Here is a 24921-nt window from a genome sequence, read left to right on the forward strand (position 1 = left end):
TATTAAAATCCTAGAGATAGTATTTCTGGGATTTTTTTATTTAGAAAAAAATGTATAAAACCTTTTAGAAAAAACCATACTTAATTAATGTGACTGATTTATCTAACATTAATACATCTTTATAATAGAATTTATGGTAAAAGTCTTAATTAGTGAATTAAGATAATAGTAAAAATGTGTAGATTTATCATAGTCACTATGTTATAATATACAAATGGTTAAACAGGAATAGCTATGCCCTTTTATATAGAATGATAATAATATGAGAAAAGGACACTTCATCTTCAAAGATAATAAAAAAGGGAAGAAATGACTTTCCTACTATATAAATTAAGGAGGAACAATTTTAAAATGAACGTAAATGTAGAAACACTAGAAAAAAGCATGGTTAAACTAACCATTGAAGTCGATGCAGATCGCTTTGAAGAAGGCATGAAGCATGCATATAATAAGAACAAGAGTAAGATAACTGTTCCAGGTTTTAGAAAAGGCAAAGTACCTAGACAACTAATTGAAAAGACTTATGGTGCAGAAATTTTTTACGAGGATGCTGTCAACTACATAATTCCAGAAGCATATGATAAAGCTATAGAAGAGAATAATTTAGAGGTTGTTTCAAGACCAGAAGTTGACGTACAACAAGTAGAAAAAGGAAAATCAATGATTTTTACTGCAGAAGTTGCTGTTAAGCCTGAAGTTACTTTAGGAGAATATAAAAATATAGAAGTTGAAAAGAATAATATAGAAGTAACAGATGAAGATATCACTGGTGAAATTGAAAAAGTAAGAGATAAGAATTCAAGATTAGTTGATATAACTGATAGAGCTGTTCAAGACAACGATCAAGTTATAATTGATTTTGAAGGTTTTGTAGATGGAGAACCATTTGAAGGTGGCAAAGCAGAAAATTATTCATTAACTATAGGTTCACATTCTTTCATTGATACATTTGAAGAACAATTAATCGGAAAGACTATTGGTGAAGATGTAGAAGTTAATGTTACTTTCCCAGAAGATTATCAACAAGAAGATCTACAAGGAAAAGAAGCATTATTCAAAGTTAAAGTTAACGAAATCAAATTCAAAGAATTACCAGAAGCAGATGACGAATTTGCAAAAGACGTATCTGAATTTGACACTCTTGATGAATATAAAGAAGATATTAAGGCAAAACTCTTAGAGCAAAAAGAAAATACCGCAAAAAGTAAAAAACAAGAAGATGTTTTAGGAAAAGTTATAGAAAATGCTACAATGGAAATAGCAGATCCTATGATTGATCTACAAGCTGAAAATATGACTAATGATTTTGCTACAAGACTACAATATCAAGGTTTATCACTAGAGCAATATTTTGGATTCACTGGACAAAACATGGCAACATTAAAAGAAACTATGAAGACTGATGCAGAAAAGAGAATCAAGTCTAGATTAGTATTAGAAGCTATCGCTAAAGCTGAAGAGATTGAAGTTTCAGAAGATGAATTAAAAGAAGAACTACAAAAAATGGCAGAAGCATACAATATGGAATATGACAAAATAGCAGAGACTATTGGTGAAGAAGAAAAAGAATCTATTCAAGATGATATTAAAAATCGTAAAGCACTTGATTTTATTGCTGAGCAAGCTAAAGAAGTGTAATAATAAGTATATCATTTGCGTAAGATAAAAGGAAGAGGAGGTAAATAATTATGAGTTTAGTACCTTATGTCATAGAGCAAACTAGCAGAGGAGAAAGATCATACGATATTTTTTCTAGACTTTTAAAAGAAAGAATTATTTTCTTAGGAGAAGAAGTTACTGATGCAGCTGCAAGTGTAATTGTAGCACAGTTATTATTTCTAGAAGCTGAAGACCCAGAAAAAGACATTCATTTATATATAAATAGTCCAGGAGGATCAATTACTGCAGGAATGGCTATATATGATACTATGCAATACATTAAACCAGATGTATCAACAATATGTATTGGTATGGCTGCTAGTATGGGATCATTTTTACTTGCTGGTGGAGCGAAAGGGAAAAGATATGCTTTACCTAACGCAGAAATAATGATACATCAACCACTTGGAGGAATCCAAGGGCAAGCTGTTGATATCAAGATACATGCAGATAGAATAATCGAGATTAGAGAGAAACTTAATAAAATTTTAAGTGAAAAGACTGGTCAGCCATTAGAGGTTATTGAGAAAGATACTGATAGAGATAACTTCTTAACAGCTGAAGCTGCTAAAGAATATGGTCTTATTGACAAAGTGTTTGAAAAAAGATAGCCGAAAGTAGGTGAAGCAGTGGCTAATAAATATGAAGACAAGAAACAACTTAGATGTTCATTCTGTCACAAAGCTCAAGATCAAGTAAGAAAGCTTATCGCAGGACCTAACGTCTATATTTGTGACGAATGTATTGAATTATGTGCAGAAATCATAGAAGAAGAGTTCCAAGATTACAAAGAAGCACAAGATCTTGAAAATATACCGAAGCCTCTTGAGATAAAGACATTTTTAGATGATTATGTTATTGGTCAAGAAGATGCTAAGAAAACATTAGCAGTTGCTGTGTATAATCATTATAAAAGAATAAGAAGTGATTTTAAGAATGAGGATGTAGAACTCAAAAAGAGTAATATACTCATGGTTGGACCTACAGGTTCAGGTAAAACATACATGGCTCAAACATTAGCTAAAATGTTAGGTGTACCTTTTGCAATTGCAGATGCTACTTCTTTAACTGAAGCAGGTTATGTTGGCGAAGATGTTGAAAACATATTACTACGTCTTATTCAGGCAGCAGATTTTGACATTGAAAAGGCTGAACAAGGTATTATATATATTGATGAGATTGACAAAATAGCTAGAAAATCCGATAATCCATCTATAACAAGAGATGTAAGTGGTGAGGGTGTTCAACAGGCACTATTAAAGATTTTAGAAGGTACTATTGCTTCTGTTCCTCCACAAGGTGGAAGAAAGCATCCACACCAGGAATTTATTCAAATAGATACAACTAATATTCTATTTATTTGTGCGGGTGCATTTGATGGTTTAGAAAAAACAATTCAAAAACGTATTGGCGAAAAATCCATGGGATTTGGGGCAACAGTAGAGAGTATCAAGAATCAGCAAATAGGTCATGTGTTAAAAGAACTATTACCACAAGACTTGATTAAATTTGGACTTATACCAGAATTTGTAGGTCGTATACCTGTTAATGTTACTCTTAATAACTTAACAGAAGAAGCTCTAGTTGATATACTTGTAAAACCTAAAAATTCTCTAGTTAAACAATATAAAACATTATTTGATATGGATAGTGTGGAGTTAGAATTTGATGATGATGCCCTAATATCAATAGCTAAAAAATCTCTTGATAGAAAAACAGGGGCAAGAGGGCTTAGAGCAATTATAGAAGAAATCATGACTGATGTCATGTTTGAGATACCTTCAAATGATAAGATTGAGAAATGTGTCATTACGAAAGATGTAATTGAGGGTAATGAAAAACCGAAATTAGTCATTAATGAAAATATACAATCACTAAAAAAGCCCGTAGCTAAAAAGAGAACAAAACGCAAAAATGAAAATGAAACTGCTTAGGACCTGTTTCCTAACATAAATACCCCCTGCCTAGTAGGGGGATTTTTATTAAAACTATGAATTTCATGTGATTAAAATACTTTAAGGAGTGAGGTTACATAAATATGGAAGAAACGACAATAAAACTTCCTTTATTAGCCCTTAGAGGCATTAATGTATTACCTGATATGATTATACATTTTGACGTGAACAGAAAAAAATCAGTTAATGCTTTAGAAGAAGCTATGACCAATGAACAGTTAGTTTTTCTAGTAGCTCAAAAGGATGCAAAGGAAGAAGAACCATTAGTAGATAATTTATATAAGTTTGGAACCATTTCGAAGATCAAGCAATTAATCAAGCTGCCAGGAAATATAATAAGAGTATTAGTCGAAGGATTAGACCGTGGAGAAATTAAGAATATTATTTCAGAAGAACCATTTATAATGACTGAAATCGAAAAAATAGATAAAACCAAAGCTGAAATTAGCGAAGAAGAAAAGGAAGCTCTTCTTAGAATAACATTTGAATGTCTAGAAGAATATTCAAAAGTAAACCCACAGTACTCTATAGAAACCATAAAAAATATGTTGGGAATCAAGAATATTGGTAAGTTAGCAGACAGTATTGCCTCCAACATAAATATTTCACTTGAAGACAAGCAGAAAATATTAGGAGAAATTGACCCAGCTCAAAGGTTAAAGATGACTATATCAATTCTAAAGAGTGAAATAAAACTAAGTAAAATTAAAAAAGATATTCAAATCCAAGTAAAACAAAAAATAGATAAAAATCAAAAAGAGTACTATCTAAGAGAACAACTCAAGGTAATTCAAAATGAACTAGGCGATAAATATGGTTTGGGTGAAGAAGTAGAAAAATATAAAGAACAGCTTAAAAAGCTAAAAGCACCTAAAAATGTCAAAGAAACGGTAGAAAAAGAAATTGATAGAATGAAAAAAATACCTAATGGTTCTTCAGAAGGTGTAGTTGTTAGAAATTATATTGAATGCTTGTTGGAATTACCTTGGAATAGAAAAACAAAAGAATCAAAGAATATTACTAAAGCTCAAGATATATTAGATAAGGATCACTACGGACTTGAAAAAGTAAAAGAAAGAATACTTGAACATCTAGCAGTCAGAAAATTATCAGCTAAAACAGATAGCCCTATTTTATGTTTAGTAGGACCTCCTGGTACTGGAAAAACATCCATAGCCAAGTCAATAGCAAAAGCTTTGAATAGAAATTATGTTAGAATATCTCTAGGTGGAGTAAGAGATGAAGCCGAAATACGTGGACATAGAAGAACCTATATAGGGGCTATGCCAGGACGTATCGTTAATGGATTAAAACAATCAGGTTCAAGTAACGCATTGATGTTATTTGATGAAATTGATAAGATGAGTTCTGATTTTAGAGGAGATCCATCATCTGCATTATTAGAAGTGCTTGACTCAGAACAAAATAATAAGTTTAGAGACCATTATATACAATTGCCAGTTGATTTATCTGATGTATTGTTTATAGCGACTGCAAACTCTGTACAAACTATACCTAGACCTCTATTAGACAGGTTAGAACTCATTGAAGTCACAAGTTACACAGCTAATGAAAAGATGCATATAGCAGTTAGACATCTTATTATGAAGCAAATGGAGAAACATGGTCTAAAAGAAGGTCAATTATCAATAAGTAAAAATGCACTTAAAACTCTTATAAGCAGCTATACAAAAGAAGCTGGAGTCAGAAACTTAGAACGAAGAATCGGAGAAATATGTAGAAAAGCTGCAAAAGAAGTATTAGTTAATAATAAGCCATCAATAAAAATTACAGACCAAAATATTGAAAAGTATCTGGGAATTCCCTTATATACTTTTGATAGGATAGCCGACAAATCCCAAGTAGGTGTTGTTAGAGGTCTAGCTTGGACCGCTGTTGGTGGAGATACACTTTCAATAGAAGTTAATACTATGAAAGGTACAGGTAAGTTTGAATTAACTGGTCAACTAGGAGATGTAATGAAGGAATCTGCTAGAGCAGGAATCAGTTACATTAGATCCAAGACAAAAGAATTAGAGATTAATGAAGATTTTTATAAAAACATTGATATCCATATCCATATTCCAGAAGGAGCTGTACCAAAGGATGGACCTTCAGCAGGTATTACAATGGCAACTGCTATGATATCAGCTCTTACTAACAAACCTGTTAAAAATGATGTTGCTATGACAGGAGAAATAACCCTTAGGGGACGTGTACTACCTATCGGTGGTCTAAAAGAAAAACTCTTGGCAGCCAAAAGAGCAGGTATTAAAAAAGTCTTAATACCAAAAGATAACATGAAAAATATGTCTGAAGTGGATAGAGAAATTACAAAAGGACTAGAAGTCATTTATGTAACCAGTATGAATGAAGTTATTGATGAAGCCATTATAAATACTAATTAAAGAGGCAGGAGATAATATGAACGTAAATAATGTAAACCTAGAAGTTGTATCAGGAAATGCTTCTCAATTTCCTGATACAGGTCTACTAGAAGTTGCTTTCGCTGGAAAATCCAACGTAGGAAAATCCTCACTTATTAATGCATTAATAAACAGAAAATCCTACGCAAGAACATCCTCCCAACCTGGAAAGACACAAACTATCAATTTCTACAATATTGAAGATAAACTCTACTTCGTAGATTTACCAGGATACGGTTATGCAAAAGTTTCCAAAACCGAACGTGAACGCTGGGGAAAATTCATAGAAAGCTATCTTTATGAAAGACAACAATTAAAACAAATACTATTGTTAGTAGATATAAGACACGAACCAGGCAACAACGACAAAATGTTATACGACTGGATAGTATATAACGGTTTCGATCCAATCGTAATCGCGACCAAACTAGACAAAATAAAAAGAAGCCAAATAGATAAACACGTAAGTATCATAAGAAAATCCCTAGGTATCACAGACCGTAAAAAAATAGTCCCATTTTCCGCAACCACAAAACAAGGAAAAGACACCCTGTGGGAAATCATTGATGATATCATAGAAAATAGTAACTAAAGTAATGGTACAATTATTTTAAATTCAATAACTAACTATATCGGTTATTCACATTTAACCGTCACCAAAGGGAAACAAAAGCGGTATATAGATAGTTTTTCGTAGACCGTCTCTAGGCAAGAAAAACTATCTATATACCGCTACGCTTAATTGCTCAGCCCCATCTAAGACTTCAACAACTCCTCCAATATCTTTCCATAAATCATATGAGGATTTTCCTTCCAATTATCACATATCTTCAGAGCATGTTCCTTAGACACAACATTGATTTTAATTTCCATAAGCAGATCTTTTTTCTCTTTTGCGATACAATTAACAGTATAATCCCCGTTTTTCTTAGGATAATATTCTGCTGTTATCTCAAACTCATCTTTTAACTCTAATTTTTTATCTTTTAGATAGTTAAGTATCTCAGTACAAATACTTTCAGGTATCCTATTTTCAAAATATTCCAATGTTTTTTTGCCATTTTCGGTAATAGAGTATCTAGTAGAATGATTTATTACTTTAGTAGCCAATAAATTAGTTTCAACTAGTTCCGAAAAATACTGCTGTAGTGAAAAATAATTCATATATTCATGAGCTAATAAAAATTCTGAAATCTGAGTATATGACATAGGCATGTCTAATTTCTCAATCATATAAAGAATTATTAACTTATTTACACTTAATTCATGATTTGAACCCTTCATATAAACCCTCCTTAAAAACCGATCTAATATGTATTTATCTAAATATATAATATTAGATAACCACAACATATAGTGGTCAGTATATATTAAAACACTTTATATATTAACAACTATTGTATATTAAAAAAAGAAAATAAACAAGTGGGTATTTAATATTATACTAGATTAGAGGTTGTTTTTTACCTTGCCAAGTATTTCTGTTTTTGAATTCTTTTAATATAGTATTTAAAACTACTTTTTTATTACCACTCCAAAGAGGCTCAATCAATAGATTTTTAGGTCCATCTCCTGTAATTCTATGAATTACAATTTCAGGCGGAATAATTTCTATACAAGATATTAGTAAATCAATATATTCATCCATTGATAATATCTTGAAATCATTTTCAGCGTAATAATCGGCTAGGTCAGTATTTTTTAGTACATGTAATAATTGAAGTTTTATCCCCCTAATATTCTTGTTGCATATATATTTTACTGATTGAAGAACATCTTCTTTTGTTTCATTAGGTAGTCCTAATATTAGATGAACAACTACGTCAAGGCCAGCCTCTGTAAGTCTTGTTACAGCACTATCAAAACAATCCAGTTCATATCCACGTCTTATAAAGGATGCAGAAGAGGTATGAATTGATTGTAATCCCAGTTCAACCCATACCTTCTTGGTTTTATTAATGGTGGCTAATAGTTTTATAACTTCATTATCAAGGCAATCAGGCCTTGTTGCTACAGATAGACCAATTATATCAGGGTGGGATATTGCTTCCCTAAAAAGTGCCTTTAAACGATTGATAGGGGCATAAGTATTAGTGTATGCTTGAAAGTAAGCAATATATTTATTCCCTGTTTTTTTTGATGACAATTTTTTCTTACCTTCTTCAATCTGGTCATATATTGATAATGATGCTGAAGAAGCGAAATCTCCAGAACCGCCTTCGCTGCAAAAAATACAACCTCTAGTACCAATCTTACCATCTCTATTAGGACAAGTGAAACCGCCATCTATTGCAATTTTATATATTTTCTCACCGTATAATTCTCTTAAATAGTAATTTAATGAATAATAGGGTTTATCTCCCCAAATACTCATATTCTTTTTCATTCCTTTCGAGTTTCTCTTTCGTATTCCTGATTTTTTTACATAACTGTACTAATTTTTTCCATTCTTCTTCTGTTGATATATTCTTTACCATATCAATAAACTCTAATTTGATATTGAATAGAACATTCTGTTTAACTATAGTTTCATCTCCATATTTAACATTCAGAATATCTGAGATTACATTTATAGTATCATCTGAAAGACTGCATGGCAAGTATAGGTAAATACTATTTAATATTTTTTCAATTGCATCATATTGTTTTTCAAAAGGATTTCCTTCGTTGTTTTCAATATAATAATTAAGAGAGTTAATATCAAAAAATATGACGTTCTCAATTTCAGAGTAATCATAGTTGATTAATACATCTCGAAATTCATTGAGTTTGATTTCTAGTTCTGTTTCGCTTATTATGTCAGTCATTTGATTCATCCTTTTATTTTTTTCTATATAAATAATATATGCTAAGAAAGATGAAATAAACAAACAAAAAAACCCACTTGAATGGGATTGTTGATATTAAAAAGAAAAAGGTTATTAGAACCTTTTTCCTTAAAACTTATATAATAAAAACATTATTTTATTATATAAATTATTTCCATTTTTATTTTTTTGAGGCATACTTATTTTTATAAAGCAAGTAGGAATAAACAAATAATGATATAAATAGAATTGCTGAAACAGCTAAACCAATATATACTATTAATGGGTTTGATATAATTCCCATTAATATGATAATTATTCCTAAAATCATAAAAACATATCCGCCATAGAAATGTGTTTTTTTCCAATTGGTTTCATCAGTAAGAGTCCAAGGTGTTTTTATACCTATAAAATAATTATGTCTGAATTGAGGCATATAATTACCAATAATAATAAAGAGAATTCCTACTAGGATTGGTATAAGTAAACCTACGTCAATTTTTACACCAAAAGAAGCTATAATTGTTATCCAATTTATGATAATCAAAAATAATATAGTATAAAATGAAAAAATATTATATGCTTTAGAGTGTTTTTTATAATTTTCCTTTTTAGGATCAATTTTTGGTAAGGTATTCATTAATAAATAAATAGCTAATGGTATTGCACTAAGAATAATTGCCATATACTTAGGACCATAATTGTCTACTTCTCCATTAATACCCCAATGTATAGGAATTATATCGGGTAAATAGAAATATGCTATACAAGTTCCTATAAATGATATAATACATAATATAAGTGTTAGCTTAGGTTTTTTCATTATTATCATCCTTTCTTGTAAAATCATATATCCATTTTATCATGGATTGAAATGATGTAGTATTTAATGAATATATTATGTTTTGACCTTGGCGCTCTGTAAAAACTAATTTAGAATTCTTTAAAATATTTAAATGATGGCTGATTGATGGCTTACTAATATTAAAACAATTAGCAATATCACCAGCAGTCATGTCTTTTTCATATAATAATTCCAATATTTTTCTTCTTGTAGGATCAGACAATGCTTTAAATACTTCGTTCATTATATCACTCCTGTGTGTCATAACTCCTGTTTACTAAAACATACAATTGATAATAACACAAATACTATGGTTAGTACAAGTATGGAGACAGTTAACTGTATAATATTTTTGGTTAACTTTATATTTTCTTGTACTAACTCTAGTGATAATGTTGTTGAATAAGCAGGAGAAAAATATTTAATATGATTGAACTAACAATATGGGGAATAATCATTGGTATCAAATCGAATATCTCTTCCATGTGCAGTCCTCCATAAATTATATGTTTAGTTAAATATCTAAATGAATATATTACTAATATATTCTATTAGTTAAAGATTGTCAAGATACTATAATAAATGATGTATAAAAAATGTTGTTCATATAGTATAATATTTAATGAGGAGGTTTTTATTATGGAGAAGAAATATGTAATGTCACTTGATCAAGGAACTACTAGTTGTAGAGCAATACTATTTGATAAAAAAGGAGATATTGTTGAAACTGCTCAAAAAGAGTTTAAACAAATATATCCAAAACCTGGCTGGGTTGAGCATGATGCAATGGAAATTTGGGGTACTCAGAGCGGTGTTATGAGAGAGGTATTGGAAACAGCTGGTGTAAGTGTTAATGAAGTAGTATCTATAGGGATAACCAATCAAAGAGAAACTACAGTTGTATGGGATAAGAATACAGGTAAGCCAGTCTATAATGCCATAGTATGGCAATCAAGACAGACAGCAGATATATGTGAAGAATTAAAAGGGAGAGGGTTAGAAGATTATATTAGAGAAAATACAGGTCTTATAATAGATGCATATTTTTCTGCAACTAAAGTTAAATGGATTCTAGATAATGTGGAAGGTGCGAGAGAAAGAGCTAAGAATGGTGAATTACTATTTGGAACTATGGATACTTGGTTAATCTGGAATATGACAAGAGGAGAAGTTCACGTTACAGAGTACTCTAATGCGTCTAGGACCATGTTATTCAATATACGTAAACTCCAATGGGACCAGAAAATATTAGATGAGTTGGATATACCAATCTCAATGATGCCAGAAGTGAAACCATCAAGTTGCATATACGGATATACTCATGAAAAAACATTAGGCGGAGCTAGAATACCTATTGCAGGAGCAGCAGGGGATCAACAAGCAGCTTTATTTGGACAAGGTTGTTTCGAACCAGGAATGGTAAAGAATACATATGGTACAGGAAGTTTCATATTAATGAATACAGGTGATAAATTGATTAGTTCTAACAACGGACTATTAACAACAATTGCCTGGGGAGTAGATGGTAAAGTAGAATATGCCCTTGAAGGTAGTATATTTATTGCTGGTGCTTCCATACAGTGGTTAAGAGATGAAATGAGATTAATATTCTCTTCAGATGAGAGTGAATATTTTGCTATGAAAGAAAAAGATTCAGCAGGCGTATACGTGGTGCCAGCATTTGCAGGTTTAGGGGCACCTTACTGGGATATGTATGCAAGAGGTGCAATAGTAGGATTGACAAGAGGAACAAATAGAAACCATATAATAAGAGCTACATTAGAATCAATTGGATATCAATCTAAGGATGTTATTAATGCAATGGTTGAAGATTCAGGTATTAGCTTGGAGAGATTAAAGGTCGATGGTGGTGCTTCAGCTAATAATTTCCTATTACAATTTCAAGCGGATATACTAGGTGTAGTTGTAGATAGACCAAAAGTCATTGAAACTACTGCTCTAGGTGCTGCTTATCTAGCTGGACTTGCAGTTGGATTCTGGAAGAAGGATGAACTAAATAGGGATACTGACATAGATAAATCATTCCATCCTTTGATGGATGATGAAATAAGAGCAATTAAATATAAAGGATGGAAAAAAGCAGTTACCAGAGCTATGAAATGGGAAGAATAGGTAATATTACAAAAATATTACTTAAATAAAAATTTCATTAAATAAATATAAAAATTTTATTAAGAATATTATTAAGATGTATTTTTTATGTAATATATGAAAAAACTGGTAGATATAGAAATAATAATAACATTAAAAGTTAAGGTATTACCTTAATTCATAAGGTTTTAAACAATAAAATAACCACATGTCTCCATGTGGTTATTTTGATGAGGGGAGTATAAATAATTAATAAGGGGTTATATAGTGTATATGATATGTATCGTTCCTTAAAAAGAAGGGTAAACAACACATTCATATATTCACATTATAGTATATATTTTATATAATTTCAACAAAAAAATTAAATTTTTATTAAAAAAATAATAAAAAAATGTTTTAAAGGTGTTCTTCATATAAAAAATGACCTGTTTTAAAGGTTTTACCTTACATAATTTCTTCTATATCTAAATCTGTTTCATCTTGCATATCAACTATCGCAATGCCAACATCCACAATAGGTTTTGAAGGAGTTGTCCTATGAATGAAGATTATTCTTCCGACTTCACCATTAGATAATCTTACGGTTCTATGTAAATAATTATAAGCAATATTTTCTAGAAATACAAAGAGATACTTAGTATCAAGTAATCCATAGGATTCTCTTTCAAATAATCTTATAACTTTGAATGGGGAAGTTTTCTTGTGATATGAACGAACTGATGTCATAGCATCATAGATATCTGCTATAGCTATTATTTTAGCGTAATCATGTATATGTGTATTTTTTAAGTGAAGAGGATATCCAGAGCCGTCTATCTTTTCATGATGCATAAGTATTCCCAGTTTTATTTCTTCTGGAAGGTCAAGATTTTTTACAAGATTGAATCCTATTTCAGGATGTTTTTCTATAATTGCAAATTCATCATCAGTTAGTTTGCCAGGTTTATTAATTATTTTTGTATCAATTGATAATTTACCTATATCATGTAATAGTCCTGCAACTGTCAGGTTTTCAATATCTTGTTTATCTAGGTGTAACCATTGACCAAATATATTACACAGCATTGATACATTCAATGAATGGGAATATGTGTATTCATCTACACTTCTTAAATGATTAAGGTAATTGAAAAGCTCGCTCTTGGTTTTGAGAGCTTTTATCAGATCATTACTAAGCCTGAAAAGGTCTCTAATGTTAACATTTCCACCGTTACCGATGTCATCTAATTGTTTTGTCAATTTTTTCTTATTGGTATCATAGCTATCTTTGAATTGTAAAAATTTTTTTGTGAATTCTATATCGTCATTATTATTAATATAGGTATATTTTATAAGATCTATGTAGTCCTTTATATCTACGCTTAGTATTTGATATAAATTTAATTTAAAGATATGATTTTGGGTAATAATAGTATTAGATGGAATCAGTATCAGACCATTGGATGTAAGTACATCATTGGCAAGTTCCATACCTATTTCCAGATCATGAATGCTTATTCTGTTAATCTTATATTCCATATCAATAAACCTCTTTTCAAATAATATTTCCAGTTTATTTTTTAATATTATACCAAAATTTGCTAATTATGAAAATAATTTTTTATACCTAGTTTTTATTTTTTTATTATAAAATAAGTAAAATAATACTTTTTTTATATGCATAAAATAATTTTTATAACAAATAATATAACTGTAAGATGTAAATTAAAAAGGAGGTCATTAAATGGCTAAGAGAAATAAATCAAAAAACATGAATAATGAAAACATGGATAACAACATGTATAATGAAAACAGTAGTAACCGCATGAGAGACGAAAACATGGATAATAATATGTATAACAACAATATGGAAGACATTAATAACGTGGACGATAACAACATGAACAACAGCATGTACGACAATAATATGAAAGATAAAAAAAATAAGTATAGCAAATAATATTTCTACTCCTTGGTAGGCTACTGGTAAAATATCAGTAGCTTTCTACTGTAAAACATCTTATTTATAAATTAATCCTATTATAGCTTAAATGCTTTTAGGATTAATTTTTTATTACAGAAAACCTCTGATCTTAGACTTTTTTGTACATTAATACTAAAAACACATATCACCAAGACAAAAAATAGTAAAATATGACAAAATAATATTTGACAAGATATTATTTTAAGAGTATAGTATATACATAAAACATGTTATATCAACATGACAATAGGAGGTGGAATTCATTAACGATATTAATTTAAATATGTATGCTCCTAAATACTTACAGATAACTTATTATTTCATTCATAAAATAGATAATGGTGAAATTGGTGAAGGAGAGCAGCTGCCTACAGAAAAAGCTATTGGAGATATGTTTAATGTAAGCAGAATTACAGTAGGCAAAGCACTAAATGAATTAGTCAATCAAGGCTATATTATAAAGAAGCAAGGTAAAGGCTCTTTTGTCAGCTTAGAGAAGAAGAGAATGCAATTAAATGCCATAAAGGGTTTTTCAGAAGAAATGAAAAGTAAAGGGTTAGTACCGTCGACTAAATTAATCTCTATAAATGTAATAGAACCTAGAATTGAAATTGCTAAGAAATTAGAGTTGGATATAAATGTAAAAGTATATTGTATTGAAAGAATAAGATGTGCAGATGGTATAAGAATGGCTATAGAAAAAGTATTCATACCTTTTTATTTAATTCCAGATATAGATAAATGTAATTTGGAAGGTTCATTATATGAGATTTTACGTGAAAGATATGGAATCGTTATTACAAAAGGAACTCAAAGTATAGAGGCAGGTTTAATCGATTCAGAGGTTGCTGAATTATTGAATATTGAACCTGAATCAGTGGGGTTAATAATAGAGAGAGTTTCTTATATTGATAACAAACCTTTCGAGTATGTAAAATCAATATATAGAGGGGATAAATATAAATTTGTAGTGGAACTTAATTCGTAAAAATTTTAAAAGAACTTGTTATGTCAACATACAGACATATACTATATACTAACTTGTTATGACAACATGTAGACATAATAAATAAAAAAGGAGGTTTTTGTTTTGTGGGGTTTTAGAACACATAAGTTTACTTTAAGACAAAAAGAAACATTAACAGCTTGGATTTTTATATTACCTGTTCTTGTAGGTTATTCAATTTTTACTTTTGGAGCTATAATCTATTCTTTTTGTATATCATTAACGAAATGGGATTTATTATCATCACCAGAATTCATAGGGTTGGGGAACTATATAAAAGTTTTTAAAGACCCTGAGTTCTATAATTGTATGGGAAATACTTTATTCTTTGTAATATTCCTAGTTCCAATAGTACTTGTTATATCAATGAGTCTAGCAATCGCCATTAACAGATGTATTGGTAAAGTAGGAAAGTTCTATAAAATTTCTTTTTTCATGCCATGTGTTACAGCTACAATTGCTGTTAGTATGGTTTGGTTATGTATATTTAATCCAGACAATGGAATCATTAATTCGATTTTATATTCTTTTGGGGTAAAGAATCCTCCTAATTGGTTAGAGAGTACATTTTGGGCAAAACCCTCACTTATATTTATGAGAATCTGGCAGATGAGTGGTTATTATATGATAATGTTTCTGACTGGTCTTCAGACAATACCAAAAACATTATATGAAGCTGCAAAAGTGGATGGTGCAACTAAGTGGAAAAGAATAAAGTACATTACCATTCCAATGCTCTCCAACACAACATTTTTTGTACTCATAATGTTGATTATTGAATCCTTCAATATGTTTGAATCTATTTATGTAATGACAGAAGGTGGACCAGCAGGATCTACAAATACTATAATGTATTACATTTATACCTCTGGTTTTAGCTTTTATAAAATGGGATATGCTTCTTCTTTGGCTTGGATTTTCTTTGCTATTCTTTTTGTTTTTACATTAATAAGATTTAAGACTAGAGAAGATAAAACTAATTAGGTGGGGTGAAGAAAATGAAGAAAAGAAAAGCAGGTAAAATAATTTTTCATGTTGTTATGATATTTTTAGCATTATTAAGCATTTTTCCATTTATATGGACTATAAGTGCTTCATTCAAGACTACAGGACAATTATATAATGAGAGTCCTCTTAAACTTATACCAAAACCATTTATAGTTGAAAATTATAAGAGAACTTGGGAGCTATTGCCATTTACATCATTTTTAAGGAACTCATTATTTATCTCAATGATAGTTCCATCTCTTATGATACTGCTGTCTTCAATGGCTGCTTATGCTTTTGCTAAGTTAAGGTTCAAAGGGAAAAATATTATATTTATGCTGATTCTAGCTACTATGATGCTGCCTTCCCATGTTACCTTGATACCTAATTATTCAATAGTGAGGATGCTTCACTGGATTGATAAATATGTAGCTATTATGATACCGCCATTGTTCACTGGTATTAATGCATTCAACATATTCTTCTTCAGACAATATTTCTTGTCAATACCAAAAGAATTAGAGGATGCGGCAATTATTGATGGATGTTCAAGATTTAAGTTGTTTTTTACTATCATCATGCCTAATTCCAAACCAGCTATAGCAACAGTTGGAATATTATCTTTTAGATCAATATGGAATTCGTTCTTGTGGCCAAGTATAGTTTTGAATACATACGATAAGATGACTTTAACTGTGGGGTTAAAATATTTTCAAGGTGTAGTCAGTAATTGGGGAGAGTTGTTAGCAGGTACAACTGTTGCATTAATACCAGTACTTGTTGTGTTTCTAATATTCCAGAAGTATTTTATACAGACTTCTATGGACTCTGGATTTGGGGGTAAATAAGGTATTAAGGTGGAGATTCCACCATAATATATAAACTAATTTTAATCTATATATCTATTATAAGGAGGATTTTATTATGTTTAAAAAATTGATAAGTGTTATTCTTGTATTAACATTGGTTATGGGTTTGTCAGGTTGTGGAGGTAAAAAAGATACAAACAAAGATAATGATGCCTCAACTAAGACTAATGCAACAACAGATAATAAAGATACTAGCAACAAAGAATCTGGTAACACAGATAAGGAAACTGTAAAAAGACAAAAAGTAACAGTTATATCATGGTGGGATATTACTAAGTCAGAATCATTACAAAAACTAAAAACAAGATTTGAAGAATTGAATCCTGATTTGGAATTAGAATTCACTATGGTTGGAAGTGGATATGCAGATAAAATTCTAACAATGATAGCTGGTGGTGGAGATTCTATTCCAGACGTAATGATGCTGGCTATGGATAAAGTTCCAAAATTTGCAGATTCAGAAGCAATACTATGTCTAGATGAATTCATTACTGATGATTATCTTAATTCTCTATACCCAGTTGTTAAAGAATCATGTAGATATAAAGGCAAAGTGTATAGTGTTGCCAGAGATGTAACTACTATGGCTATGTATTGTAATAAGGCAATGTTTGAAGAAGCTGGAGTTCCTATTCCATCAGAGGATTGGACAATGGAAGAATTCGTTGACATAGCAAAAAAACTTACTAAGGTAGATGATAATGGAAAACCAATCCAATGGGGATTTTATTTTCCAAAATATGCAGACGGTATCTATGATTGGTTAATAGGACATGGTGGTACATTTGCCAATGAAGACGGTACAAAATGTACACTTGATACTCCAGAAAGTAAAGAAGCTCTTCAATTCTTACATGATTTAATCTACAAACATAAAGTAGTACCTTCAGAATCACAAGCAAAACAATATGGAAAAAGCAGTTTGGCACCTATTGTAGCTGGTAAAGTAGCTATGACTATGGGTGGATTATCTGCTAGTAATAACTTCAATACTGCTAGTCCTGCTGTAGAATATGTTGTAGTACCTTTACCTAAAATGAAAGGTAAATCAATAACTCACTCTTTTGTTAATACATGGGCAGTACCAAAAGGAGCTAAGAACCCTGAGTTATCATGGAGAGTACTTGAATTCTTATCAGGTAAAGAAGGTCAGCAGATTGTATTAGATACTAATATGGGTCTACCAGCAAGTAAAGACGTTGATACTACTGATTTTGTTAATAAGAGACCTGATAATCATGTATTCATAGATGGACTTGATTATACAGTTCCATTTGAGACGTTTGTTAACGGAGCACAGTTCTATACAATATTCAAAGAAGAAGGAGAAAAGCTATGGCTTGATGAAGCTGATGTTGATAAGGTAGTAAATAATATCATGAAAAAATCAGCAGAGCTCTTTGAATAATTGAAGAAGGAATATAAATAGAGTCCATATTATTGGATTAGTTAATAAGGGGTTATTAATTATAAACCAATATAATAATATACAATCTGGGGGAAGTAATAATGAATAATAATATTTGTATCAATAAATATCTAGATTACGTCAAAAAGATGTTAAACGATATAGAGAAAACCCAAAAAGAAAATATAAAAGAAGCAAGTAATATAATTAGTAGATGCATACAAAATAAAGGAATACTGCATGTGTTTTCAACAGGGCACTCACATATGATTGTCGAAGAAATGTTTTATCGTGCAGGTGGATTAGTTCAAGTCAATCCAATACTCGACCCAGGTCTTATGCAGCATGAAGGAGCTATCAAAAGCACTAAGCTTGAACGGTTATCGGGATATGCAGAAATCTTGATAGAAAGTGTTGATTTTAAAGAGAATGAACCAATCATCATTATATCTAATTCAGGAATTAATAGTGTACCAATAGAGATGGCTATGTTAGCGAAAGAAAAAGGCTTGAATGTTATTGCAATAACTTCCATTCAAACATCCAGTACAATAGAATCAAGGCATGAATCAAATAAAAAGCTGATGGATGTAGCTGATATAGTAATAGATAATTGTGTACCAAGAGGAGATACAATAATAGATGTGGGTAGTACCGATCAAAAAATAGGAAGTGTATCTTCTATAGCAGGTATATTCATCGTCCAGAGATTAATATTGGATATTGTTAATAATTGTTATGAAGAAGGTAAGATTCCACCTATATATACTAGTGCTAATATGCCTGGTGGAGATGAACATAATAGTAAATTAATATATGAATATAAATCAAGGGTAAGGGGTCTATATTAATGAATAGATTTTTAGGTATTGATGGTGGAGGAACCAAGACTGAATTTGTAGTATGTGATGAATCAGGATACATATCAGACATATTGAGAAATGGACCTACTAACCCTATTTTCATTGATGAAAAATTGGCTTTTGCCAATCTGGATAATGGGATAAATGAAATATCAAAGCAAGTTAATAGGGAGTTTGGGTGTCTGACAATATGTATACCAGGGTTAAAACAGTATGGGGAAGAGATTAGTAAAAAATACTCAAATATAAGTAAAAAAGTAATAACTGGAGCAGATGAGCTAAATACCTATTATTCAGCAATAGGAGATTGTCCAGGGGTGGTTGTATTAAGTGGTACAGGATCATTTGTTATAGGTAAAAATGAAAAAGATGAATTTAAGACATTTGGTGGTTGGGGACCATTGGTAGGGGACGAAGGCAGTGGATATTATATTGGATTATCATGTTTAAAAGAAGTAATTAGAGCTTATGAGAATAATTTGACTACCACATTATCTAATGAAGTAGAAAAATATTTTAATATCAATAATATAATCCAGTTGAGGAAAGCTCTGTATAGGGATAATGTAGATAGAGAGAAAATTGCTGGATTGTGTAAAGTTGTATATAAAAATGCTTGTATAGAAGATAAGATATCATTACAGATCATCAATGAAGCTGCAATAAAATTAGCCAATCTTGCTAAAACAGCCATTTCTCAATTAAGATTACACAATGAAATTATTACGGTTGTTCTGACAGGCGGAGTCAGTAAGATGAAGGATACTATAATCAAACCTTTTACAAATGAGCTGTTAGAAGCATTTCCAAAAGTTATTATACAAGAACCTAGGTTTGAACCTTCAGTAGGGGCTTTGATTATGGCTATGAAGGAATATGGAATTACAATTAATGAAGATATTTTAGATAATCTACAGAAAAGTTATCAAGAGAAAAATCCAATTTTGAGGAGTGACAGCAATGTTAAGAGAAAGATTTTATGATGAAATGAAAAAAGTATTGGATAAGATAGAAAAGACACAGGGCGAAACTATAGATAAGTGTGCTAAGGTAATAGGTGATAGCCTTGTTAATAATGGAATATGTCATATATTAGATACTGGACATATGTTAATGTATGAGGGGGTAGGCAGGACTGGAGGGATGATGGCTATACGTCCTATAAGAATTAATTTTGAGGTCAATAATCCTGCAAGAAAAAGATTGATTCCAGGAAAGGAAAATGTTTATTATGATTCAATCGAAGGGTTCCCAGAATTCATATTAGGTAAAGCCAATGTAGCTAAAGGAGATGTGCTGATTATCGGTTCAGTGTCTGGATATAATAATATGCCTGTTCAGCTTGCTCTAAAAGCAAGGGAAATGGGAGTTAAGACAATAGGTATCACTTCAGTTGCATACTCAAGTAAAATAAAGGCTAAACATAAATCAGGGAAGAGATTATTTGAAGCATGTGATTATGTTCTTGATAATTGTGGAATATTTGGGGATGCTATGGTAGAGGTAGAAGAGTTAGGGAAAAAGATTGGTCCTTCTTCAGGGATAGCGGCATCTTATCTAATGTGGGCATTGCAGACAACTGTAGTTGAGTATCTTATATCTATAGGAAAAGAGCCTAGTGTATATATAAGTAATCATCTTAATAATGCAAGTGCTATTAATGGTTCTGCTTGGGAGAATTATGAGAAATTCGGTTATTGATGAATAAGAAAAGGTGGTAATTCATATGCAAATGACAGTTTTAGGACGTTATGGAACAGCTCCTGCAAAAGATGGTGCGTGTTCAGGATATTATATTGAGTATAAGAACAAGAAAATATTAATTGACTGTGGTAATGGTGTTGTTAGTAGATTACAGCATTTTTGTAAAATTGAAGAGCTGGATTATATAATTCTATCGCATGTACATTTTGATCATATGGCAGATTTGCATCTTATAAAATATGTATTGGATACCAAGAAATACTATGGAGAGGAAATAAATAAAATACCATTATTTTTACCAAAACCAGAGCAGGATGACGAAGTATATGATGATAACCTTTTTGATATAACCTATATTCAAGATGATACCATAATAAATATAGATGATTTAACTGTTTCATTCAAGAAAATGGTTCATCTAATTGATAGCTATGGAGTTTGTATAGAGAGTGAGAGATTCAAGTTTGTTTATTCTGGCGATACTGGTTATACAGATGATTTAGTTGATTTAGCAAAAGATGCAGACCTGTTTTTATGTGAAGGAACTATAGTTAAAAAACGAGATGACATACCTATGAACCATCATCTATCAGTAGAGGAAGCTTGCAGAATAAGCAACCTTGCAAATTGTAAGAGATTATTACTGACCCATTTATGGTTTGAGAGCAAAATAGAAGATTATATAGAGGAAGCAGGAAAATATTCAAGTAATTTTAGTTTAGCTAGGGAGATGGATACTTATATTTTATAGATAGGAAAAACAATAGAAAAGTGAGGTATAACTATGTATAGAAAATTTTTAAGATGTAGTCTTAGTTGTTTAGCTATAATTTTTATATTCATTACTAAAAGAACAGGCATAAATGCTGCCGAAGTAAATAGCAATCCATTAATGCTTAAAAATACTTTTGTGGATAATATTCATATGGAGAAAGGCAGTGGTGATGTTTCCAATGTTTCAATGTTAAAAAGGGAAGATCAGCAAGGGATGGAATTGCAGTCAAATGATGATATAGAGAAGCAAGTAGAAATTTTACATAGTTTTAATATAGAGCATGATTATAGCACCATTGGTGAACTTAATTTAATATTAGCTAACAAATCATCTATAGATAATGTTAATATGGAACTTGCAATATTCAACTATGATAGCAATACCTATGAATCACTAGGGAATAAAAATATTTCAAGTGATTATAAGAATATTCGATTACCCCTAGATATAGTTGATAATATTAATTCTTATATAAGTAATAATGAATTAAAATTAAAAATTCTTTACACCAACAATGATAATTTCAATATAGTATTGGATTATATTTCTTTAGATTATACATATGGCAGCGGCGTTACCAATGATAATTATTATGAATATGATATGAATGATTTGAATATTGAACAGGGTAATATATCAGCTAATGATATGGCAGCACTTAATAATAGAGATAATAAATGTTTGGAGGTTGATTCTGCAAGTAATAAAGTTGCTTGGAATGCTACAACTAATATTAAACAAAAGAAAAATAATATACATGCTCTATCAATAAATTATACTGGCAGCTATTCTACAGAATGTAATAATACATGGTTATCCTTGTGGAATTATACGACTAAAAGCTGGCAGGTCATCAGAAATTTTCAGTCAGATAATAATGAGAACAATATTCAGTGGACAACTTCTGATATGGATGATATAGAAAGTTATATATCTGAGTTCGGAGATGTTAAGGTAAGATTATATAACTCAGCTTCTAGTTCTTTTAAACGATGCTCTGATTATTTGACTGTAACTATATATTATACAAGTGATGACACAGTGAAGCATTATACTTCAGATGATATCAGTTCCGATTATGGAACAATTACAGGAAGCATAGAGGATACAACTATATGTGATAGCAATAATCTAAGTATGATATCTGATTCAGCTAATAAAGCAGCTTGGAAATGTAGTACACAAATTAATGTTGATAGGGATTACATTAAAACTTTAACTGTTTCTACTAGATTAAAATCAGATTCCATGAATATCAGAAATCAGTATTTTTCTCTATGGGATTTTGTTGATAATAAATGGACTGTATATTCTACTCAATCTGGAAGTACTGAATTTGAAGAAATCAATATCTGTATAGAAGATCCTTTAATCATCAAAAGAGTGATTTCTGATACAGGAGTTATAAAAGCTAGATTATACAATTCTTCACCAGCTTCATTTACCAAATATACAGATGTTATCACATTTAACATTGAATATGGTAATGTTGGGAGTTTTCAGTTTGCACAGCTTAGTGATGTTCATGAGCTTATTGGAAGCGATAACTTCATTAGTATCATCAATGAACTGAACACAGATATAAAACCTGATTTTACTATTGTAACAGGTGATATAACTGATCATGGTACCAATGAGCAATATGATAAATATATAGAAGACGCAAGTCTCATAGATAGTCCTGTATATGTAACTACTGGAAATCATGATGTCCGCTGGTGGAATGCTAACGGCAAGAAAGATTGGGAAACAAAAATTGGAGAACTATATTATTCATTTGACTACAAAGGTGTTCATTTTCTTATGTTAGATTCATCTTGTAATTTTGAGCTGGATGGTAAATATAATAAAAAACAGGTTGAGTGGGTTTTGAATGATTTGCAGAATGTATCAAAAGATACACCTATATTAATATTTGCTCATCATCCATTTAAAATACATCATAATATAACAGGGATTGATGAACTTCTAAGTAAGATTGAAGATTATAATGTAGTGGCTTATATGTGTGGGCACTTACATTATTATGGAAGAAAAAACGATAATTACATCCCAGTAAGTTATATCACGTATATTAAGGATAACACTGAGCAGGATTACTGTACTATTGATATAACACCTAATTATCTATATATGTACAAAAGAAAAGCATCTGATGGAAGTAAGAACTTATGGTTTAAACTACCTATGGTAAATAAACGTAAACCAGAAGTAAATATAGTTACAGCAAATGCCAAGTATAATGGTAATGTAGAAGTAGAAGTGGATGTTCCAGAAGCACCAGATGGAATAAAAGATGTAAAAGTTAGAATTGACAATTATGGTCCATGGACTTTATTAACTAGAGATGGGAATCAGTTCAGAGGAGAAATTGATATACAAGATTATAACCCTGCAATACCTTATGGAAAACACTTTCTTGTAGTTTATGTGACAGATAATAATGGAAAGGTATGGAAAGAGTATAAGGATTATCAGTGGACAGGAGGAAATGTCTCAACCAGATGGGTATTTGAAACTGAGGATATGATACAATCAACGCCAACATATCATAATCAAGTTGTATACGTTGGGTCGGAAGATGGTTCTATCTATGCAATTAATGATGGGGACGGAACATTAAAGTGGAAATATGATACAGGAGAAACTATCATATCCAAACCAGCAATATATGAAGGGATTAATAATACTCTTGTCATGGTAGGCTCAAGTGATAAAAGATTATATTCATTAGATTCTGATACAGGAAATGTACAATGGTTCTATGAAACAGAAGGAAGTGTTCTGTCAGACCCATTGGTATATGGAGACAATGTCTATTTTGGAAGCGGTGATGGATATATATATTGTGTGGATATAATTAATGGTACACTTAATTGGCGTTACAAAACGAATGGTTTAATGCGTCAAAGACCTATAGTTCATAATGATACTCTATACGCTTTTGTGAGAGATACATATATATGGTATGCAATTAACATAAGTGATGGTACATTAAAATGGAGAGGGAATGCTGATACAGATGAATCATTGTTTGTATGTGGAGATGTACGTCCAATAAAATCTGATAACAATAAATTGTGGTGTATAGATGCACAGAATACAAGACCAGGATATCTCAACATGGATACTGGTGAATTAGAATGGGTATCCACATCTATTGAAAAAGTATCTTCAAGAGGAATGTGTACTGATGGAGAGACAGTTTTTTATACATCGGGTAATGGAAGACAACTCCATGCAATTAATACTACTGACCAAAGCATTAATTGGTACACAGACATGAGAGCCAATGGCAGCGACAGTGATTTTCAACCATTCCAGATAGATTCAGGGCTGGTATATGACGATGAATCAATGGTTATACATGTTGCAGAAAGAGGAAGAATAACTGGGGTTAATGCAGTAACAGGTAATATTGAATTTATATACGATGCTGTAGGATATCCAGAAAGAGTATTATGGTCTACTCCAGAAGTAATAGATAGAAAAGTATATGTAAGCGGTACAGATGGAAATGTTTATTCAATTCAGTACTAA

22 protein-coding genes are annotated in these 24921 nt (G+C 30.8%); 16 read left to right on the forward strand and 6 right to left on the reverse strand.

What is annotated here, in order from left to right; translation table 11 throughout:
- Positions 1–351: 351 nt before the first annotated feature.
- From tig to yihA, 5 genes are all read left to right on the forward strand, one after another.
- Entirely contained in the window at positions 352–1638 is a 1287-nt protein-coding gene (gene tig / locus AACQ14_RS07740; protein ID WP_339363003.1) for a trigger factor, read from the forward strand.
- A 50-nt stretch (positions 1639–1688) separates the two neighbouring features.
- Positions 1689–2270 carry an ATP-dependent Clp endopeptidase proteolytic subunit ClpP gene (gene clpP, locus AACQ14_RS07745; RefSeq protein WP_113672210.1) on the forward strand — a complete coding sequence of 194 codons (582 nt, stop codon included), beginning with the start codon at positions 1689–1691 and terminating at the stop codon, positions 2268–2270.
- A gap of 18 nt (positions 2271–2288) precedes the next feature.
- A complete protein-coding gene (gene clpX, locus AACQ14_RS07750) occupies positions 2289–3593 on the forward strand; it encodes an ATP-dependent Clp protease ATP-binding subunit ClpX (protein WP_339363004.1) in 1305 nt (434 codons plus the stop codon).
- Between the two features lie 104 nt (positions 3594–3697).
- Complete coding sequence (gene lon, locus AACQ14_RS07755; protein WP_339363005.1) at positions 3698–6022, forward strand: endopeptidase La; 2325 nt, start codon at positions 3698–3700, stop codon at positions 6020–6022.
- Positions 6023–6038: 16 nt separating this feature from the next.
- Complete coding sequence (gene yihA, locus AACQ14_RS07760) at positions 6039–6632, forward strand: ribosome biogenesis GTP-binding protein YihA/YsxC (RefSeq protein WP_339363006.1); 594 nt, start codon at positions 6039–6041, stop codon at positions 6630–6632.
- Positions 6633–6796: 164 nt separating this feature from the next.
- On the opposite strand, the gene AACQ14_RS07765 is transcribed toward yihA, so the two are convergent.
- The 5 genes from AACQ14_RS07765 to AACQ14_RS07785 form a co-directional block, all read right to left on the reverse strand.
- Entirely contained in the window at positions 6797–7324 is a 528-nt protein-coding gene (locus AACQ14_RS07765) for a DUF4364 family protein (RefSeq protein ID WP_339363007.1), read from the reverse strand.
- Between the two features lie 160 nt (positions 7325–7484).
- Positions 7485–8426, reverse strand: a complete 942-nt coding sequence (locus AACQ14_RS07770; protein ID WP_339363008.1) for a TIGR01212 family radical SAM protein — start codon at positions 8424–8426, stop codon at positions 7485–7487.
- Positions 8395–8847, reverse strand: a complete 453-nt coding sequence (locus AACQ14_RS07775) for a hypothetical protein (RefSeq protein WP_339363009.1) — start codon at positions 8845–8847, stop codon at positions 8395–8397. Before AACQ14_RS07775 ends, AACQ14_RS07770 begins: the two co-directional genes overlap by 32 nt.
- Positions 8848–9028: 181 nt before the next feature.
- Entirely contained in the window at positions 9029–9670 is a 642-nt protein-coding gene (locus AACQ14_RS07780; protein WP_339363010.1) for an SdpI family protein, read from the reverse strand.
- The gene (locus tag AACQ14_RS07785) at positions 9657–9935 is read right to left on the reverse strand and encodes an autorepressor SdpR family transcription factor (protein ID WP_339363011.1); all 279 of its coding nucleotides are present in this window, start codon (positions 9933–9935) and stop codon (positions 9657–9659) included. Before AACQ14_RS07785 ends, AACQ14_RS07780 begins: the two co-directional genes overlap by 14 nt.
- A 395-nt stretch (positions 9936–10330) precedes the next feature.
- On the opposite strand from AACQ14_RS07785, the gene glpK reads away from it, so the two are divergent.
- Positions 10331–11824, forward strand: coding sequence for a glycerol kinase GlpK (gene glpK, locus AACQ14_RS07790; RefSeq protein WP_339363012.1), 1494 nt, complete (start codon positions 10331–10333; stop codon positions 11822–11824).
- 426 nt (positions 11825–12250) lie between these two features.
- Here glpK and AACQ14_RS07795 read toward each other — a convergent pair whose 3' ends face one another.
- Positions 12251–13324: an HD-GYP domain-containing protein gene (locus tag AACQ14_RS07795; protein WP_339363013.1), complete on the reverse strand. Its 1074-nt coding sequence runs from the start codon at positions 13322–13324 to the stop codon at positions 12251–12253.
- A gap of 205 nt (positions 13325–13529) precedes the next feature.
- Here AACQ14_RS07795 and AACQ14_RS07800 point away from each other — a divergent pair, with 205 nt between their 5' ends.
- From AACQ14_RS07800 to AACQ14_RS07845, 10 genes are all read left to right on the forward strand, one after another.
- Positions 13530–13745, forward strand: a complete 216-nt coding sequence (locus AACQ14_RS07800; protein WP_339363014.1) for a hypothetical protein — start codon at positions 13530–13532, stop codon at positions 13743–13745.
- A 307-nt stretch (positions 13746–14052) separates the two neighbouring features.
- Positions 14053–14757 (forward strand): GntR family transcriptional regulator, encoded by a 705-nt coding sequence (locus AACQ14_RS07805; RefSeq protein ID WP_339363015.1) that lies wholly within the window; start codon positions 14053–14055, stop codon positions 14755–14757.
- Positions 14758–14859: 102 nt separating this feature from the next.
- Positions 14860–15759: a carbohydrate ABC transporter permease gene (locus AACQ14_RS07810; protein WP_339363017.1), complete on the forward strand. Its 900-nt coding sequence runs from the start codon at positions 14860–14862 to the stop codon at positions 15757–15759.
- Between the two features lie 14 nt (positions 15760–15773).
- Positions 15774–16610 (forward strand): carbohydrate ABC transporter permease, encoded by an 837-nt coding sequence (locus AACQ14_RS07815; protein WP_339363018.1) that lies wholly within the window; start codon positions 15774–15776, stop codon positions 16608–16610.
- 76 nt (positions 16611–16686) lie between these two features.
- Positions 16687–18039 (forward strand): ABC transporter substrate-binding protein, encoded by a 1353-nt coding sequence (locus AACQ14_RS07820; RefSeq protein ID WP_339363019.1) that lies wholly within the window; start codon positions 16687–16689, stop codon positions 18037–18039.
- A 101-nt stretch (positions 18040–18140) separates the two neighbouring features.
- Positions 18141–18890 carry an SIS domain-containing protein gene (locus AACQ14_RS07825; protein WP_339363020.1) on the forward strand — a complete coding sequence of 250 codons (750 nt, stop codon included), beginning with the start codon at positions 18141–18143 and terminating at the stop codon, positions 18888–18890.
- Entirely contained in the window at positions 18890–19885 is a 996-nt protein-coding gene (locus tag AACQ14_RS07830) for a BadF/BadG/BcrA/BcrD ATPase family protein (protein WP_339363021.1), read from the forward strand. Before AACQ14_RS07825 ends, AACQ14_RS07830 begins: the two co-directional genes overlap by 1 nt.
- Positions 19863–20603, forward strand: a complete 741-nt coding sequence (locus AACQ14_RS07835; RefSeq protein ID WP_339363022.1) for a sugar isomerase domain-containing protein — start codon at positions 19863–19865, stop codon at positions 20601–20603. The genes AACQ14_RS07830 and AACQ14_RS07835 overlap by 23 nt, the downstream gene beginning before the upstream one ends.
- Positions 20604–20628: 25 nt before the next feature.
- Positions 20629–21357 (forward strand): MBL fold metallo-hydrolase, encoded by a 729-nt coding sequence (locus AACQ14_RS07840; RefSeq protein ID WP_339363023.1) that lies wholly within the window; start codon positions 20629–20631, stop codon positions 21355–21357.
- Positions 21358–21390: 33 nt separating this feature from the next.
- The gene (locus AACQ14_RS07845; protein WP_339363024.1) at positions 21391–24921 is read left to right on the forward strand and encodes an outer membrane protein assembly factor BamB family protein; all 3531 of its coding nucleotides are present in this window, start codon (positions 21391–21393) and stop codon (positions 24919–24921) included.

Source organism: Vallitalea maricola (assembly GCF_036985595.1).
GTDB classification, from domain to species: Bacteria; Bacillota; Clostridia; order Lachnospirales; family Vallitaleaceae; genus Vallitalea; species Vallitalea maricola.